16 protein-coding genes, 1 tRNA gene and 1 pseudogene are annotated in these 15,126 nt (G+C 62.3%); 14 read left to right on the top strand and 4 right to left on the bottom strand.

Annotated features, from left to right (window positions below):
* Window position 1 precedes the first annotated feature (1 nt).
* Complete coding sequence (locus FJ953_RS15605; RefSeq protein WP_140583539.1) at window positions 2-217, top strand: helix-turn-helix domain-containing protein; 216 nt, start codon at window positions 2-4, stop codon at window positions 215-217.
* The gene (locus FJ953_RS15610) at window positions 210-1,574 is read left to right on the top strand and encodes an AAA family ATPase (RefSeq protein WP_140624720.1); all 1,365 of its coding nucleotides are present in this window, start codon (window positions 210-212) and stop codon (window positions 1,572-1,574) included. Before FJ953_RS15605 ends, FJ953_RS15610 begins: the two co-directional genes overlap by 8 nt.
* Window positions 1,575-2,033: 459 nt before the next feature.
* Here the strand turns inward: FJ953_RS15610 and FJ953_RS15620 are convergent, their stop codons facing one another.
* Window positions 2,034-2,558 (bottom strand): hypothetical protein, encoded by a 525-nt coding sequence (locus tag FJ953_RS15620; RefSeq protein WP_140583534.1) that lies wholly within the window; start codon window positions 2,556-2,558, stop codon window positions 2,034-2,036.
* Window positions 2,559-2,659: 101 nt separating this feature from the next.
* Between FJ953_RS15620 and FJ953_RS15625 the strand changes: the two genes are divergently transcribed.
* From FJ953_RS15625 to FJ953_RS15685, 12 genes and pseudogenes are all read left to right on the top strand, one after another.
* Window positions 2,660-2,733: transfer RNA gene (locus FJ953_RS15625), tRNA-Gln, on the top strand.
* Window positions 2,700-3,269: a hypothetical protein gene (locus tag FJ953_RS30505; RefSeq protein ID WP_140583532.1), complete on the top strand. Its 570-nt coding sequence runs from the start codon at window positions 2,700-2,702 to the stop codon at window positions 3,267-3,269. The genes FJ953_RS15625 and FJ953_RS30505 overlap by 34 nt, the downstream gene beginning before the upstream one ends.
* On the top strand, window positions 3,269-3,829 hold the full coding sequence (ssb, locus tag FJ953_RS15635) for a single-stranded DNA-binding protein (protein ID WP_140624722.1): 561 nt from the start codon (window positions 3,269-3,271) through the stop codon (window positions 3,827-3,829). The genes FJ953_RS30505 and ssb overlap by 1 nt, the downstream gene beginning before the upstream one ends.
* Window positions 3,829-4,185, top strand: coding sequence for an HNH endonuclease signature motif containing protein (locus tag FJ953_RS15640; RefSeq protein ID WP_140583484.1), 357 nt, complete (start codon window positions 3,829-3,831; stop codon window positions 4,183-4,185). Before ssb ends, FJ953_RS15640 begins: the two co-directional genes overlap by 1 nt.
* Window positions 4,182-4,814, top strand: a complete 633-nt coding sequence (locus tag FJ953_RS15645) for a hypothetical protein (protein WP_140583481.1) — start codon at window positions 4,182-4,184, stop codon at window positions 4,812-4,814. The genes FJ953_RS15640 and FJ953_RS15645 overlap by 4 nt, the downstream gene beginning before the upstream one ends.
* Window positions 4,807-5,448, top strand: a complete 642-nt coding sequence (locus FJ953_RS15650; RefSeq protein WP_210239646.1) for a hypothetical protein — start codon at window positions 4,807-4,809, stop codon at window positions 5,446-5,448. Before FJ953_RS15645 ends, FJ953_RS15650 begins: the two co-directional genes overlap by 8 nt.
* The gene (locus tag FJ953_RS30865) at window positions 5,445-5,993 is read left to right on the top strand and encodes a hypothetical protein (protein WP_246674815.1); all 549 of its coding nucleotides are present in this window, start codon (window positions 5,445-5,447) and stop codon (window positions 5,991-5,993) included. The genes FJ953_RS15650 and FJ953_RS30865 overlap by 4 nt, the downstream gene beginning before the upstream one ends.
* Entirely contained in the window at window positions 5,990-6,484 is a 495-nt protein-coding gene (locus FJ953_RS15660) for a hypothetical protein (protein WP_140624723.1), read from the top strand. The genes FJ953_RS30865 and FJ953_RS15660 overlap by 4 nt, the downstream gene beginning before the upstream one ends.
* Window positions 6,485-6,703: 219 nt before the next feature.
* Window positions 6,704-7,891, top strand: coding sequence for a site-specific integrase (locus tag FJ953_RS15670; protein WP_140624725.1), 1,188 nt, complete (start codon window positions 6,704-6,706; stop codon window positions 7,889-7,891).
* A gap of 438 nt (window positions 7,892-8,329) precedes the next feature.
* Entirely contained in the window at window positions 8,330-9,727 is a 1,398-nt protein-coding gene (locus tag FJ953_RS15675) for a cytochrome B6 (RefSeq protein WP_140624726.1), read from the top strand.
* 49 nt (window positions 9,728-9,776) lie between these two features.
* Window positions 9,777-10,379: a DUF4142 domain-containing protein gene (locus FJ953_RS15680; protein ID WP_140624727.1), complete on the top strand. Its 603-nt coding sequence runs from the start codon at window positions 9,777-9,779 to the stop codon at window positions 10,377-10,379.
* A gap of 117 nt (window positions 10,380-10,496) precedes the next feature.
* Window positions 10,497-10,973, top strand: a pseudogene (locus FJ953_RS15685) (DUF892 family protein); the annotation flags it as partial.
* A gap of 113 nt (window positions 10,974-11,086) precedes the next feature.
* Here the strand turns inward: FJ953_RS15685 and FJ953_RS15690 are convergent.
* From FJ953_RS15690 to FJ953_RS15700, 3 genes are all read right to left on the bottom strand, one after another.
* Complete coding sequence (locus FJ953_RS15690; protein WP_140624729.1) at window positions 11,087-12,361, bottom strand: O-antigen ligase family protein; 1,275 nt, start codon at window positions 12,359-12,361, stop codon at window positions 11,087-11,089.
* Window positions 12,358-13,893: an undecaprenyl-phosphate glucose phosphotransferase gene (locus FJ953_RS15695; protein ID WP_140493986.1), complete on the bottom strand. Its 1,536-nt coding sequence runs from the start codon at window positions 13,891-13,893 to the stop codon at window positions 12,358-12,360. The genes FJ953_RS15690 and FJ953_RS15695 overlap by 4 nt, the downstream gene beginning before the upstream one ends.
* 93 nt (window positions 13,894-13,986) lie before the next feature.
* Entirely contained in the window at window positions 13,987-15,117 is a 1,131-nt protein-coding gene (locus tag FJ953_RS15700) for a glycosyltransferase family 4 protein (protein ID WP_140515721.1), read from the bottom strand.
* Between the last annotated feature and the right edge of the window lie 9 nt (window positions 15,118-15,126).

Genomic DNA, 15,126 nt, shown 5'->3' on the forward strand with positions numbered 1-15,126 from the left:
GATGCCCGGCCTCCGCGAAGCCAAGAAAGACGAGGTTCTCGCCGCGCTTGGCGACTACCAGGTCACGACGGCTGACAAGCTGGCGGCGCACGTGAAAGTCAGCGAGCGGACGATCTATCGCTATATCCGCCAGCTGCGCGCCGCCGGCGCACCTATCCTGTCCGAGGCCGGGATGGGATACATGCTGAAGCGCAAGGCGGAGGCGAGCCGTGGCTGACGCCCCGATTTGGTCGCCGCAACAGGATGGCGCGCTGAAGGCAGTCGCCGCTTGGTACGGGAGCGGCTTGGCGCGACGTCAAGTTTTCCGCGTCTTCGGGTACGCCGGCACCGGCAAGACGACACTGGCCCGCCATTTCGCCGACGCCCTGAAGGGTGCCGTCATGTACATGGCCTATACCGGCAAGGCCGCGATGGTGATGCGCAAGAACGGTTGCCGCAACGCCATGACGATCCATGCCTCGATCTACGATGTCGAATTCAACCACGAGACCGGCGTCAAGAAGTTCGTCGTCAAGGATGTCGACGAGCTCGCCGACGTCGCACTCTTCGTGGTCGACGAGTGTTCCATGGTCGACGAGGAGATCGGCAAGGACCTCCTCTCGTTCGGTGTCCCCGTGCTGGTGCTGGGGGATCCCGCCCAGCTACCGCCGGTAAAGGGCGGCGGCTTCTTCACGAACGCCGACCCCGACATCATGCTGACCGAGATCCACCGGCAAGCCGCGGAGAATCCTATCGTCAGGATGGCGACGACGATCCGCGAGGGCGGTCGGCTCGATTATGGCGTCTACGGCATCAGCGAGGTGATCCGCCGTTCCGCATTGACGCAGGATCACGTCATGAAGGCCGGCCAGGTCCTCGTCGGCCTGAACAAGACACGAGCGAGCTACAATACCAGGATGCGGGCGCTCCACGGCCGCTCCAGTACGATGCCGGAGCCCGGCGACCAGCTGGTGTGTCTGAAGAATGACCGCAACAAGGGCATCTTCAACGGCGGTCTCTGGCGCGTCATCGAACTGCTGAAGCGCCGCAAGGGTCACCTCAATGACCACTGCATCCGCATGCATGTCTCCTCGCTCGATTTCGATTCGACAGAGCCCGTGGAGATCAAAGTGCGGAAGGAGTTCTTCGAGGGCGCCGGTAATGAGATCCCGTGGCGCGAGCTCAACGGAACCCAGCAGTTCGACTACGGCTACGCGCTGACAGTGCACAAGGCGCAGGGTTCCCAATGGGAGACCGTCTGCCTGTTCGACGAAAGCCCCAACTTCCAATCCGACCGCGCGCGCTGGCTTTACACCGGCCTGACCCGCGCGGCCGAGAAAATCACCGTTGTGATGCGAATCCCGACCGGCATGACGCCGGCGGTGAGCATGAGGAGCATGGAAATGGCAGTACCGAAGAAGGTCATGAACTGGTCGGCAAAGCGGGCCAGCGCATCGATCACGATCAACGGCTTCAACGCCAAAGGTGAAGTGCTGAAGATCACCGGTGTTCCCATCATTGAAGCCGGCAAGAAGGGAAAGGGTCCTGTCGTCACCGACAAGACCGGCACCCGCTTCGAACTGGTTTCGAGCTGAGGGACCACGATGGATATCGCGCCCTTCCTGGACAAGCCCACCGCCATCGTCGGCACAACCGGCGCCGGTAAAACTTTTGCCGCGAAGGGCGCGGTTGAACGGCTGCTCGAGCTCGGCCGCCGCGTCATCATCCTGGATCCAACCGGCGCATGGTACGGGCTGCGCGCCGGGGCCGATGGTGGCGCCGAGGGCGGCTTTCCCGTCTTGATCTTCGGCGGCGACCACGCTGATATCCCGATCGACCCGACCGGCGAGGCCGGTAAGGCTCTCGCTCTGGCACTCGCAGAACGTGACGTCCAAGCCATCATCGATACATCGGAGATGACCGGCGGCGAGAAGAACCGATTCCTCACGCCTTTCCTGGAGCACCTCTACGCCCGCAACAAGGCGGCGCTCCATCTCGTCGTCGACGAAGCCGACGAGGTCGCCGCGCAGCGCCTCGCCGACGGAGAACAGCGGCTATTCGGTGCCTTTGACAAGATCGTCCGTCGCGGCCGCATCAAAGGCTTTCGCCCGCTGATGATCTCGCAGCGGCCGGCGGTGATTCACAAGAACGTGCTCTCGCAGATCGGCACCCTGATCGCGATGAAGCTGACCAGTCCACAGGACCGCAAGGCGATCGAGGAGTGGGTGAAGGGAAACGCCGACGCCGGCCAGGCTCGCGCTGTGATGTCGAGCCTGCCGACTCTGAAGCGCGGTGAAGGGTGGGTGTGGTCGCCGGCGGACGATCTGCTCGAGCGTGTCGAGTTCCCCGCGATCCGCACCTTCGATTCCAGTCGGACCCCTGGCGACGGCGAAAGCGTGGTTGCGCCGGCGCTGACCGCTGTTGACGTCGACGCGCTGCGCACCGCCCTGAAGGCGGCGCCGCGCATTGAAGACGCCTCGAATTTGAGTAGCGGAACGACGCCGGCCGAGATCGAGGCGGCTGAAAAGCGGGCCTTTGAACGCGGCTTGGCCCAAGGCAGGAACGAAGGCATCGACCACGGTAAGAGCGTCGGCGCCGCCGTTGCGCTCGCTGCAGTTCGAAACGCATTGGAAGCGCTTCGCATACCCGATATGGTCGTCGATGTTGCTTCGACTGCTTTTCCCTCTTCGTCTAACGGTAGGACATCGGCCTTTGACGCCGTGAATCGTGGTTCGAATCCACGGGAGGGAACCACTTCACCCGACAATCAACTCAAGCGCCCGTGCACAATCGTCCCGAAAATTGAAGCGTCGATCGGCCTCGGCGCGGAACGGAAGCCTCTGGCGCTGCTCGCCGCTGCCTATCCGGCCGGCTACACGGAGGCGCAATGGGCGAGCCTGGCTGGCTTCAAGCGGACCGGCGGTACCTGGTCGACCTACAAGAGCCGGCTCCGGACCAAGGCGGCGATCGAGCAACGCGGTGATCTGTGGTTCGCGACGCAAGCCGGCGTCGACGCGATCGGCGGTGATGTGCCGACGATGCCGCGCACCCCGGATGAACGCCTCGCGATGTGGAAGGGCAAGATCGCCGGCGTCGGACCGATGCTCGATGCGCTGCGCAATCACTATCCACACTTGATCAGCCGCACTGACCTTGCATTCAGACTTGGCCTGGCGCCCGGCGGCGGCACTTTCGGTACCTATCTATCGCGCGTCCGCAGCAACGACCTCATCGAGGAGCCAGAGCGCGGCTTCTACCGACTTTCATCTGCAATCATGGGAGATATCTGATGGCCGGTTCCGTCAACAAAGTCATTTTGGTGGGCAATTTGGGCGCCGACCCCGAGATCCGCCGCCTAAACAGCGGCGATCCGGTCGTCAACATCCGCATAGCGACCTCGGAGTCCTGGCGCGACAAGAATTCCGGTGAACGCAAGGAGAAAACGGAATGGCATAACGTTGTAATTTTCAACGACAATCTCGCCAAGGTCGCGGAGCAATACCTGAAGAAGGGCGCCAAGGTTTACGTCGAGGGCCAGCTGCAAACCCGGAAGTGGCAGGACCAATCCGGAGCGGACCGCTACACCACGGAAATCGTGCTGCAGAAGTTCCGGGGCGAACTGCAGATGCTCGATACCAAGAATGGTGGAGACGGCGATCGCGGTGATGATCGCAGCGGATACAGCAGATCCAATGGTGGTGGCGGAGGCGGAGGTCGATCGAGCGACTTCGGTGGGGGAGGGTTCGGCGGGGGCAGTGGCCACGCTAGCGGGCAGGGCGGTGGCGGTGCCGGTCGGCGATCAAATAGCGACCTTGACGACGACATCCCATTTTTTATGGAGTGGCGCTGATGACCGAGGTTTGGAAGCCGTCGGTCGACGGGCTTGAGGTCAGCAGCTTCGGCCGCATCCGCGTCTTGGCTTATCAGAGGGAGATGCCTTACGGCGGTGTCCGCACCTATGGCGGGCATGCTTGGCTTGGCAACATAGCCCGCGATGTCAGTAGGCCGCGCCGCGTGATCCGCTTCCGTGGCAAGACTCACAAGGTTCATCGCCTCGTTTGCGAGGCGTTCCACGGTCCCGCGCCGTTCGACAACGCCGACGTCCTGCACCGCAACGGCGACACGCTCGACAACGTTGAGACCAATCTCCGTTGGGCGACGCGCGCCGAGATCCTTGCACAAGTTCCGCTGGGTATCGCAGCATGAGCGACGATCATATCCAGGCTATTCGCACGCACGTCGAGAAGCACGCCGGCAAGGAGCGAGCGACGTTCTCAGTCGCCGGCATCACAGCTCTGCTTGCCGCGCTACCCGCCGCCAAGGGAGACACGGCACTCGCAGCGCTCACCGATATTTTGCGATGCGATGACGAGGCCCGGCAGGCAACCATGGCCGGTGCCACGTTGAATGGATACGGCCTAACAGACATGTTCGACTACGCACCGAACAAGGCGAGCCGATCCGCCGATTTAGACCAATGCCTCGCACGCGCACGCCTCGTCATCGCATCCCTATCCCCGCCACCCGCTCCAGGGGAGGTCAGGACGGCGTTCTTCGCAGGCTTCAGCGCCGGTGAAGCAGCGGGCAAGTTCGGAGACGACACCGATAGCGAAGCTTGGGACCGCTTTGCCCTTTCCACCCCCACGGCGCCAGAACTGGGAGCGGTGCACCGCATCGAACACGACGGCTTCGAAGGCACGGCGCAGGGCAGCTATGTCACGCGCGAGGGCAAGCATGGCGTCGTTTTGCAGCAGGTCGGCACGAAAGTCGTCCACGTCTATGGGGAACGCTGGCTGAAGCCGGCGGCGGCCTCAGAGGAGGGTGGCTGTGGCTGATCTCCCCATCCTGTTTTCCGCCCCGATGGTCCGCGCGCTGCTCGCCGGCACCAAGACGCAGACGCGGCGGGTCGCTACCGAGACAACTCTGCCGCACCTCCGTCGTGTCGACGATTTCCATTTGTCTACCGGCGCCGGTCTGTTGACGATGAACCATTATTTCCGCATTCCGTATGCCGTCGGCGACCGCCTTTATGTCCGCGAGGCATGGAAAACCCATGCGGCGTACGACGACGTTTCGCCCGCGGCTATGGGCGGCGATGAAGCCATTTTATACGTGGCGGACGGTGTCCATCAGACCTGCGGGTATCCAGCCATCACCAAGCTCGGCCGCTTCCGCCAGGGCATGCACATGCCGCGCTGGGCTTCGCGGCTGACGCTGACCGTCACCGATGTTCGGGTGCAGCGCTTGCAGGACATCAGCGAAGCCGACGCGGTCGCCGAGGGTGTCCAGTCCGTTGATGGGCTGTTTCATATCGCCAACGACCATCATGCCGCCAGCCCGATCACAAGTTATTGCGGGCTATGGGACAGCTTAAATCACGATCGCGGCTTCGGATGGGACACCAACCCGTGGGTTGTGGCCGTCACCTTCAGCGTTGAATGCCGCAATATCGATCAGGTGGCACCATGATCGAAGCCGTCCTCACCCGCCTCCGCGCTGGCGAGCGTCTACACCAGCAGATCGTCGATGGTCGCCGGCAGTGGTGGTTTGATGAACCGTTCGAGGATGTACCCGACGCAGTCGTGGTGAGAATCCGCGCCACTGGCGAGTTCGCGCTGAAGGAGGCCGGCGACAGCCTGTTCGGCCTTCCCGAGAACTCTCAGACATGGGGGGGGGTAGACGTGTCTGATCGCATCCCCTGCATCAACCCGCGCTGCCGGCGCACGGCAGCCCAGGACAAGTTTCCGGACAGCCACGAGATCATCTGCGGCAAGTGTTTCCGCGCGTTGCCGGCAGCATTCCGCGCTGAGCATCGCCGCTGTTGGCGCGAGATCAACAAATTGGAGCGCCGCATCCTGCGGACTGCCGACCCTCTCAAGGCGCAACGCATGCGCGATATCTGCAACGAATGGGTCGACCGCCTCAACGTAGGCTGGGCAGAGATACGTCAATCGATCGAGCAGCCGGACAAGCCGGCCGGGCTGGAAACCTTCCTCGAGGAGATCGGGCTATGACGCCAACGCTCGTCCACCGCTACACATGGCCGGTCCGCGAAGCGATCGAGCACCTGCTCGGTGGCGCCGCCGGCGATTGTGATGCTTGGCGCATCCGGATCGAGGGCGATGAAGTCGTCATCGATGTTGTCGGGCCGGCGGAGGTCAGTTTGCGCGTTGGCGAGTACGAATACACGGTCGACGGCCGAGCGCAGAGCACATCCGAAGCGGAGGAAAAAATCAACACGGCAACGGCGGCGCCCGTCGAGCCGCCCCGCAAGGGCGGCCCGCTTGCCCGTCAGGCCGGGATCATCTGCGGTGAAAAGGGGTTCTGGACGTTCCTGGCGAAGAAATATGGAATGACCATCGCGTCGGTTGATGAGGCCGCGAAATGCCTGAAGGCGCTGTGCAGCGTCGAGAGCCGGATCGATTTCGACTACGATGAAGGTAAGGCCGCCAGCTTCCGCGACATCGACAAGAGCTACCGGCTTTGGCTGGAGGGCTACGACTGATGCTATATCCTCCAGAAACATGGGGACCACCGCCATGCCGCTCTTGACGCCTGAGGAGGCATGCGCGGAACTGGGCATCGGCGAAGACACCTTGCGCGCGATGCGCAAGGCAGGCGAGATCCCGTACATCAACGTCGGGCAGGGGAAGAAGCGCGAAACTCCACGGTACGAGCTCGACGACCTCAATGCCTGGAAGGCGCGGAGAAAGAAGGTCGCAGAATGTCCGTCTATCGAAGGCCCGACGCCAAGGATGGCGCGTTCTCGTACGACTTCCAGCTCGGCGGTCGCCGATTTTCTGGAAGCACTGAACGCAAAACGGAGCGGGAAGCCAAACAGATAGAGAAGATCAAGCGCGAGGAGGCCCGCGCTGTCATCAAGGCTGAGGCCGCCCTGTTTGCGCCAGACCTCACCCTTCTCAACGCCACGGCAAGATATTGGCAGGAAGTCGGTCAGCACCACGAAAACGCGTCAAACACGCTCTGGTCGATGGGCTGGCTGAAGGATCACTTCGGCGAATCGATCCTCCTCCAGGAGATCGGCGACAGCAAGGTTGCCGCTATGGTGGCGAAGCGTCGCGGCGAGTTCGTGCCGTCACAACGATTGCCTGGCCGCAAGTACAAGAAGCCGGAGGTTCGACGGCGGGTCAGCAACGCCACGGTGAACCGGACGGTGACGCAGCCGCTGCGCGAGATCATTCTGCGCGCCGGCGCCCTCTGGGGCGCCAGGACGGCGACGATCGACTGGTCCGAACATCTGTTGCCGGAGCCCAAGGAGCGAGTTCGCGAAGCCAGCACCGGCGAGGAGGCCGCAATCATGGCCGAACTCGGCCGCGGCTACGATGTCGCCGTCGAATTTGCCTTCATCAACGGCTGCCGGCGGATGGAGATCCTCGGCCTGGAGTGGTCTCGGGTCGATTTCTTCGGCCGCCAGTTCACCGTGATCGGTAAGGGCAACAAGAGCCGGGTCGTCCCTATGACGAAGCGGACATTCGAGATTCTGTGGGCCCAGCAGAACTTCCACGCCGAGAAGGTATTCACCTATGTTGCCGCCCGGACGGTCAAGATGGGCAATCGCGGCCTCATCAAGGGCAACCGATACCCGCTCACCGAGGCCGGCCTGAAGATCGCGATGCGCCGGGCGGTGCCTAAGGCGGGCGTCAAGAACTTCCACTTCCACGATACCCGCCACACCGCGGCGACGCGCGTGCTGCGCAACAGCAATCTGAAGGTGGTGCAGCAGCTGCTCGGCCACGAAGACATCAAAACCACGACGAAATACGCGCATGCGATGGTTGAAGATGTCCTCAACGCCCTAGAAGCCGCCGGCGCAAAAGGTCCCACGGAAAGTCCCACGGAAACGAGAGAGACGACGGACAAACGCTTGAAAGGTTTGGGGAAAGCCGGCTGAGAGCATTTTTCCCCCAGTCAAGTGCGCTACCGGGCTGCGCTACACTCCGGACCGCGCAAAGCCATATATATTCGAGGCTTGGCGCGCAAGCGCTAAAACCGCCTCCGGAAGCAGAACCAACCATCGCCGATAAATCGCGTCAAACCTGACCGGAAGTCCCACGGGCGTTCGCGGGTCGCTCCGTGGACCATGCCATGAGCAAGGCTTCCTTCAGAGTAAATGCCTCCACCTGTCGGGGCCCTCTTGGCCGGGAATTGCTTTCCAAACGTGGCGTCGCCGTTCGAGGCGGGGAAGATGTCGCCCTGCATTCAGAGATGACGAGCCCGGCGATGGCTCAATCCGGTGGCGGAAATAAATTCCCTTTCGCCAACTCCCGCCTTGGAACAAACCGCCCCCGGTCCGGTTTGGCAACCGTCCGGGGAACTTAGGAGGGACGAAATGACCGGCAAACTCCATATCGGCCTTCCGTGCGCGATCATCGTCGCGGCGGCCAGCATCAGTGCGTTCTCGGATCCGCTGCCTCCTGACATCACCTATCGGCCATTGCCGAGCCAGCCCTTTTCCGCGGTGAAAGCCGATGACGAGGCGCAGAAGCCTGGCGTGATGGAGCGTCAGAAGAAGCTTTTGGAGCAACGTTATGATCTGGCTGACCGTCCGATACCGGGCGTGATGATGACCGACGGCAAGAAGCCGGTCCAGGGTGGCGTCAGGGTCAAGCTGGCGGGTGGCTCGACCTGGGACAGGCTAAGCTCGATGAGCCCCGGCGATATTCGTGACCAGGGTCTTCTGCCGGCTGGCTTCCTGCCGCTACCTCATGTCAAGCAGGCTGCCGGAGGCCAAGTGTTTCCCGAGAAGGAAATCCGCGAGATCGGCCGCCAGGAAGGCCGTGATCTGCGCCGCTTCGACGTCGATTTCGATCTTCCCGATCACCTGACGCCCGAATTCCCGCCACCGATTTTCCTGACCACCCACCCTGAACTCGGCGATGTCTCGCGCGGCGAACTGCTTACCATCCGCAATTACTACGAGATCATGAACGGCATCATCACCCCAGTACAGATGGAGGGTTTGCGGCTTCTGCTGACGCCATTCCCGCAGGAAGAGTTCAATCAGACCGAGGACCGCAAGGTCGCTGGCCAGAGCATGGGTGTCGCCTGCCTTGATTGCCATTCCAATTTCAACACTAACGCCGCCTTCCATCAGACACCCGACATCAGGCCGCAGGCGGCGCGCTTCCGTCTCGACACCACCAGTCTGCGCGGCCTCTTCAACCAGCAGATACATGGATCGAAGCGCTCATTGCGGTCAGTGGAGGATTTCACCGAATTCGAGCAGCGCACCGCGTATTTCAATGGCGATCATGTCAGTGCCACCCGCAAGGGCGTCAACCTGCCTGACCGCCCGAACCAGGTGGCGATGATGGCACAGATGCAAAACATCATCGATTTCCCGCCGGCGCCTAAGCTCGATCCGTTTGGCCGCCTCGATCCGGCACTGGCGTCAGAAGAGGAATTGAAAGGCGAAGCGGTGTTCATGGGCAAGGGCCGCTGCTCCCAATGCCACAATCCCCAGACGTCCTTCATGGACAACAACATGCACGATCTGAAGCTCGATCGTTTCTACAAGCCAGGACAGACCGTCAACGACATGGTCGAGCTTCCCGACGGTCCGATCAAGACGTTCACGCTGCGCGGCATCAAGGACACGCCGCCCTATTTGCATGACGGCCGCCTGATGACGCTCGCCGACACGGTCGAGTTCTTCAATCTGGTGCTGGGCACCAAACTCGACCAATCGGAAAAGGACGCGCTGGTCGCCTATCTGCTCGTGCTCTGAGAAAGCGCGCCGTGATATCCGGCGCGATACGCTTCCCGAGGAGGTTCGCATGCGTCTACTCGCAACTGTCGTGGGGCTTGCGCTTCTGCCTGCCGCCACCGCCTTCGCCCAGTTCGGCAATCCGGCTGGCATGGCGCCGGACACGATGAAGGAATCTCCCGGCAAGCCAATGCCTCACCAAACCAACTATCAGGACCGGCTGTTCGCGCAGCTTGCCGCTGCTGGCGGTCTGGCCGAGGTCCGCTTCGGCGAGCTTGCCGGAAAATCCGAAAATGCCGCGGTGAAAGACTTTGCCCGCAGGATGGTTGACGACCACCAGAGGGCGAACGACAGGCTGAAGTCGCTCGCCGAAGCGGCCAAGATGCCGCTTCCGCCTGGGCTGGATGCCGAGCACGAGGAGATGCGTACCAGGCTGGAAAAGCTTACAGGCGTCGAATTCGATCTGGCTTACATCAGCGGCCAGATCGTCGAGCATCAGAAGACTGTGCAACTCCTTGAATGGGAGATCGGCTCCGGCCAGGATCCGGATGTCCAGCATTTCGCCTCGGATATCCTGCCGGCCGTACTGGAGCATCTGCAAATGGCGCGGGACGTCCGCAGCAAGCTGGTGAACCCGGCATTGGCCGATGCCTCGGGCCAGAGCAAGAAGTGACCGTCGCGTCGGCGGCCAATCCGCGCGTTGGCAGCGCCTCTGGCCGAACCTGCCATAGTCCGGGCGGAACAATGCTCTCCACTCGCGGTTTGGGCGAGCAACCCAAGGGAGACCTTCATGACACAATCGCGCGACTGGTTGATACAGTGGCTGAGAGACGCTCACGCCATGGAGGAGCAGGCCGAGACGATGCTCTCCGGGCAACTGTCACGCCTCGAAAGCTATCCGGAACTCGGCGACCGCATCCGTCAGCATCTCGACGAGACGCGGCAGCAGGCCTCGCGCCTCAAAAGCTGTCTTGACCGGATCGGAGAGGGATCCTCCGCGATGAAAGACGCAGGCGGCAAGCTCACCGCCATGGCCCAGTCGATCAGCGGCGTGTTCGCCGGCGACGAGGTGATGAAGGGTTCGCTTGCCAGCTATACTTTCGAGCATATGGAGATTGCCTCCTACACGATGCTCATCGCCGCGGCCAACGCCGAAGGGGAGGTCGAGGTGGCGCGTGTGTGTGAACAGAATCTGCGCGAAGAGGAGGCGATGGGGGATTGGCTCAAGAGCCATCTCGCCGAGACGACGCAGATGTTCTTGTCTCGCGCCGCGGCCGACAGCGATGCCGCAAAACGACAATCGGGCCTGTCATCGCGTCGAATTTCGCCGGCCATGATCGTGCGACAGCGGCAGCGCGCGCTGCCTGTCGGCGGCGGCGACTATCGAGCCGATAGCGCTCCGCGGTCAGGTGAAGCTTTCGGCATCGCCGGCCGCACTTGCCGCTGATGACGGTGTTCCAGCGCGATCGCGCCCCAGACCAATCCGAGCAGCAGATAGACGTGGCGCCAATGGTCGATGTCGATGAAGGTGCCGAGCCCGACATTGCCGATGAAAGCGACATAGGCGCACAGGAGATAGGGCTGCCACGGCCGGTCGCGCAGCAGGATGCGGAATCCGGCACATATCGTCCAGATGACAAGCGTCAGGAACGATACGAAGCCGAGCCAGCCATAGTCCATCAGCATCTTCAGCCAGATGTCGTGGGTGTCCTCGCCGAAGATGGTGCCGAACACCAGAGGCCCGATGCCGAACGGGTGCTCCATCGCCATCTGGAAGCCGATCGCATAGCGGGCGAAGCGGCCGAGGCGGGCGGTGTCGTAGCTCTGTTCGAGATGGGCACGGTTGGAGAACATCTCCGCCACGCCGGGCAGCTGCAGGATGACGATCATGGCGATCGTCAGCAGCGACAGTGCCGCGATGGTCATCACCACCACGCGCAGCCGGAACATGCCGCTGTTGCTCTGCAGGAACAGGCAGCCGGTAAGCAGAACGGCAGAGACGGCAAACATGCCCCAGGCGCCGCGCGAGAAGGAGAAGAAGATGCCTGATGTGATGATGAGCAGCGGCACCGCCAGCAGCGGCATGCGCGAGACCGGCCCGGTCAGCAGCAGATAGAGCAGATAGATGCCGGGCAGCACCAGGAACGGCCCGAACACGTTCGGGTCCTGGAAGGCGCCTGCGGCGCGGTCGTATTTGGTGAACATCTCCGCGCCCGGGAAGGCATGGAAATACCCTGCTATGCCGAGCAGCGAAGTCATCACCGCGGATACGACATAGGCAATGAAGATCAGCCGGTAGAGGCTCGGCTGCGTGGCGGTGACCGATGCGAAGAAGACCGCGCTGAAGGCGAGAAACAGCGACACTGCAAGGTAGAGCGGCGTGTTGGCGAGGTCCGACATCTGCGTCATGGCGATCATGCCGCCGATATTCATCGTCACCAGAAGCACCAGCAGCGGCGCGGCCGCGCGCGAAATCCTCAAACCGAAAAGCGCCCAGATGGCGATCAGGCCGGCCATGTAGATTTCGTAAGGAGCCGGCTCGCTGATAACGAAGCCGGAAAGCAGGATGCCGAGCCCGACCGCGCCCGAGGAAATCAGCGCGATCAGCTTGGCATTGACCGCCGCGCGCGGCAGGTCATGGGTGACCGCGCTCAATAGGCGTTTTCCGTGTTGAGCAGCCGGATCGGCGTCAGGAACAGGATCCGCAGGTCGAACAGCATCGACCAGTTCTCGATATAATAGAGGTCGTATTCCGTCCGCATGCGGATCTTCTCGTTGGTGTCCATCTCGCCGCGCCAGCCATTGATCTGCGCCCAGCCGGTGACGCCGGGCTTGACCTTGTGGCGCGCGAAATAGCCGTCGACCACTTCGTTGTAGAGCAGGTTGTGCGACTGCGCGGCAATCGCGTGCGGCCGCGGGCCGACCAGCGACAGCGAACCCAAGAGCGAATTGAAGAACTGCGGCAGCTCGTCGATCGAGGTCTTGCGGATGAAGCGGCCGACGCGGGTAACGCGCGGGTCGTTCTTGGTGACCGTCTGTCTGGCGGTCGGGTCCGACCGGTCGGCATACATCGAGCGGAATTTGTAAACTTCGATCACCTCATTGTTGAAACCATGCCGCTTCTGGCGAAACAGCACCGGTCCCTTGCTGTCGAGCTTGATGGCGATAGCGGTCGCCAGCATCACCGGTGAGAACACGACGATGCCGATCAGGCTGAAAACGATGTCGAAGGCGCGCTTGGCCACCGAATCCCAGTCGTTGATCGGCTTGTCGAAGATGTCGAGCATCGGCACCGAGCCGATGTAGGAATAGGCGCGTGGACGAAACTGCAGCGCGTTCGAATGCGCCGACAGCCGGATGTCGACCGGCAGCACCCACAGTTTCTTCAGCAATTGCAGCACGCGCGACTCGGCGGTCAGCGGCAGCGACACGATCAGCATGTCGATGCGGGCGATGCGGGCGAATTCGATCAGCTCCGAGATTGTGCCGAGCTTGGGATAGCCGGCGACGATAGGCGGCGAGCGTTTGTCGCTGCGATCGTCGAAAATGCCGCAAATGCGGATGTCGTTGTAGGGCTGCCTCTCGACCGAGCGGATCAGGACCTCCGCTGCCTTGCCGCCGCCGACGATGACGGCGCGCCGCTCCATGTGGCCGTCGCGCGCCCAGCGCCGGATCAGCTTCGACATCACCAGCCGCAGGCCGAAGATGAGAATGAAACCGACGGCGAACCAGGTGCCGAACAGCAATCGTGAATAGTTTTCAGATATCTTCATCACGAATGCCGTCAGCGCCATGAGGGCGAACGTGCCGGCCCAGACCAGCAGCAAACGTCCAAAATTGGCGATCGGCCGCATGAGCGAGACGATCTGGTAGCAATCGGTGACGTCGAGCAGCACCACTGCAAGGAACGACGCGGCGGCGATCGTCAGCGGATATTGCCAGGCGAAATAGTTGAAGAAGCCGACAAAGTAGAAATAGACGCCGAGGCCGGAAAGGAACAGCACTGCGAACTCGACCATCCGCAGGACGCCGCTGACCATGATCGGCGACATCGTATCGCGCCGGTATTGCGAGGCGACCTGACGGGCGACATCATTCATGCCGCCCGGCATGCCGCCATCGGTCGGGGTGTCGAGTTTGCGCACAGCCTCTGCCGAAAAGCGGTGCACGGGATCGATCTCGTTCATGGGATTTCCGCAAGCTTCCCCCAGGCAATAGCAAAAGAGAGCTAAGAAACCCTTGAAACAACGCGTGGCTTTGGAAGGGCTTGGGCCGGTGGTTTATTTGGCCAGCGCCGCGAAATACGCTTTCTCGATCTCGGCAGCCATGACATCGGCTCCGAAGCGTGCCTCCAGATCGGCGCGATCGGGCATCAGTTTTCGATAGGCGGCGGGATCGGCCAGCGCTTCGGCGATCTTGTCGGCAAGCTGCAACGGATCAGGTCTGATCAGGGCAGGGGAATCGGCGCCGAAGATCTCCGGTATGCCGCCAACGGCCGTGGCGATCATCGGTTTTCCCGCCGCCAGCGTCTCGAGCACGACATACGGCAATGCTTCGGCGCGCGAAGGAACGACGACCAGCGCGCCCAGCGCAAAGGCATCCCTGGCCGGCATCGGCGGCAGGAAACGCACATTGCCGTCAAGCCCGAGCCGCCTCACTTGCGCGCGGTACCGAGGCAGGTTGTCGCCGTCGCCCACCATGACCGCGCCCAGCGGGCGTCCGAGCCGTGTCCCCGCAAGGGCCAGCGCGTCGATGAAGATGTCGGGTCCCTTGAGGTCACGCATCATGCCGATGTAGAGCAGGTCCACCATTCCGGGCTTCTCCGGAACGGGGTCGAACTCAGCCGCGCGCAGGCCATTGTAGATTAGCGCGTTCGGAATGGGCGCCTCGCCGACCTTCCTGCGATAGGTGCGTCGCTCATAGTCCGAGACGAACAGCAGACAGTCGGTGAAGTGAGCCATGGATCGCTCGAGCGCGAAGAACAGCTTTCCCGTGAACGTGCTCTCGTCATAGTGGAGAGAACCGCCATGCGGCGAATAAAGGCGGGCTACGCGAGACCTTGATACCCGCAACAGTGAGCCGAACAGACGGGCATAGGCGCCACCCTTGGCGCCGTGCCCGTGCAGCACGTCCGGCCGCAATTCCTTGATGATTCCGTAGGTGCGCCAGGCCGAGGCGAGATCGCCCAGTCCGACATGGCGCTGCATCGGCGTGCGATGGATGCCGAGCGCCAGCATGGCCTTCATCCGCTCGAACAGGCGCTCCTCGTACTCCCCGCCTGTGGTCGAATCGCACACGATGCCGACCGAATGGCCGGCGGCGACCTGAGCTTCCGCGAGGTCCCGCACATGCCGAAAGATCCCGCCGACAGGTGAACGAAAGCAATGGACGATCCTGAGTTTGTCCGCCACGTGTGTTCG

Source organism: Mesorhizobium sp. B2-3-6, assembly GCF_006442305.1.
Classification (GTDB): Bacteria; Pseudomonadota; Alphaproteobacteria; order Rhizobiales; family Rhizobiaceae; genus Mesorhizobium.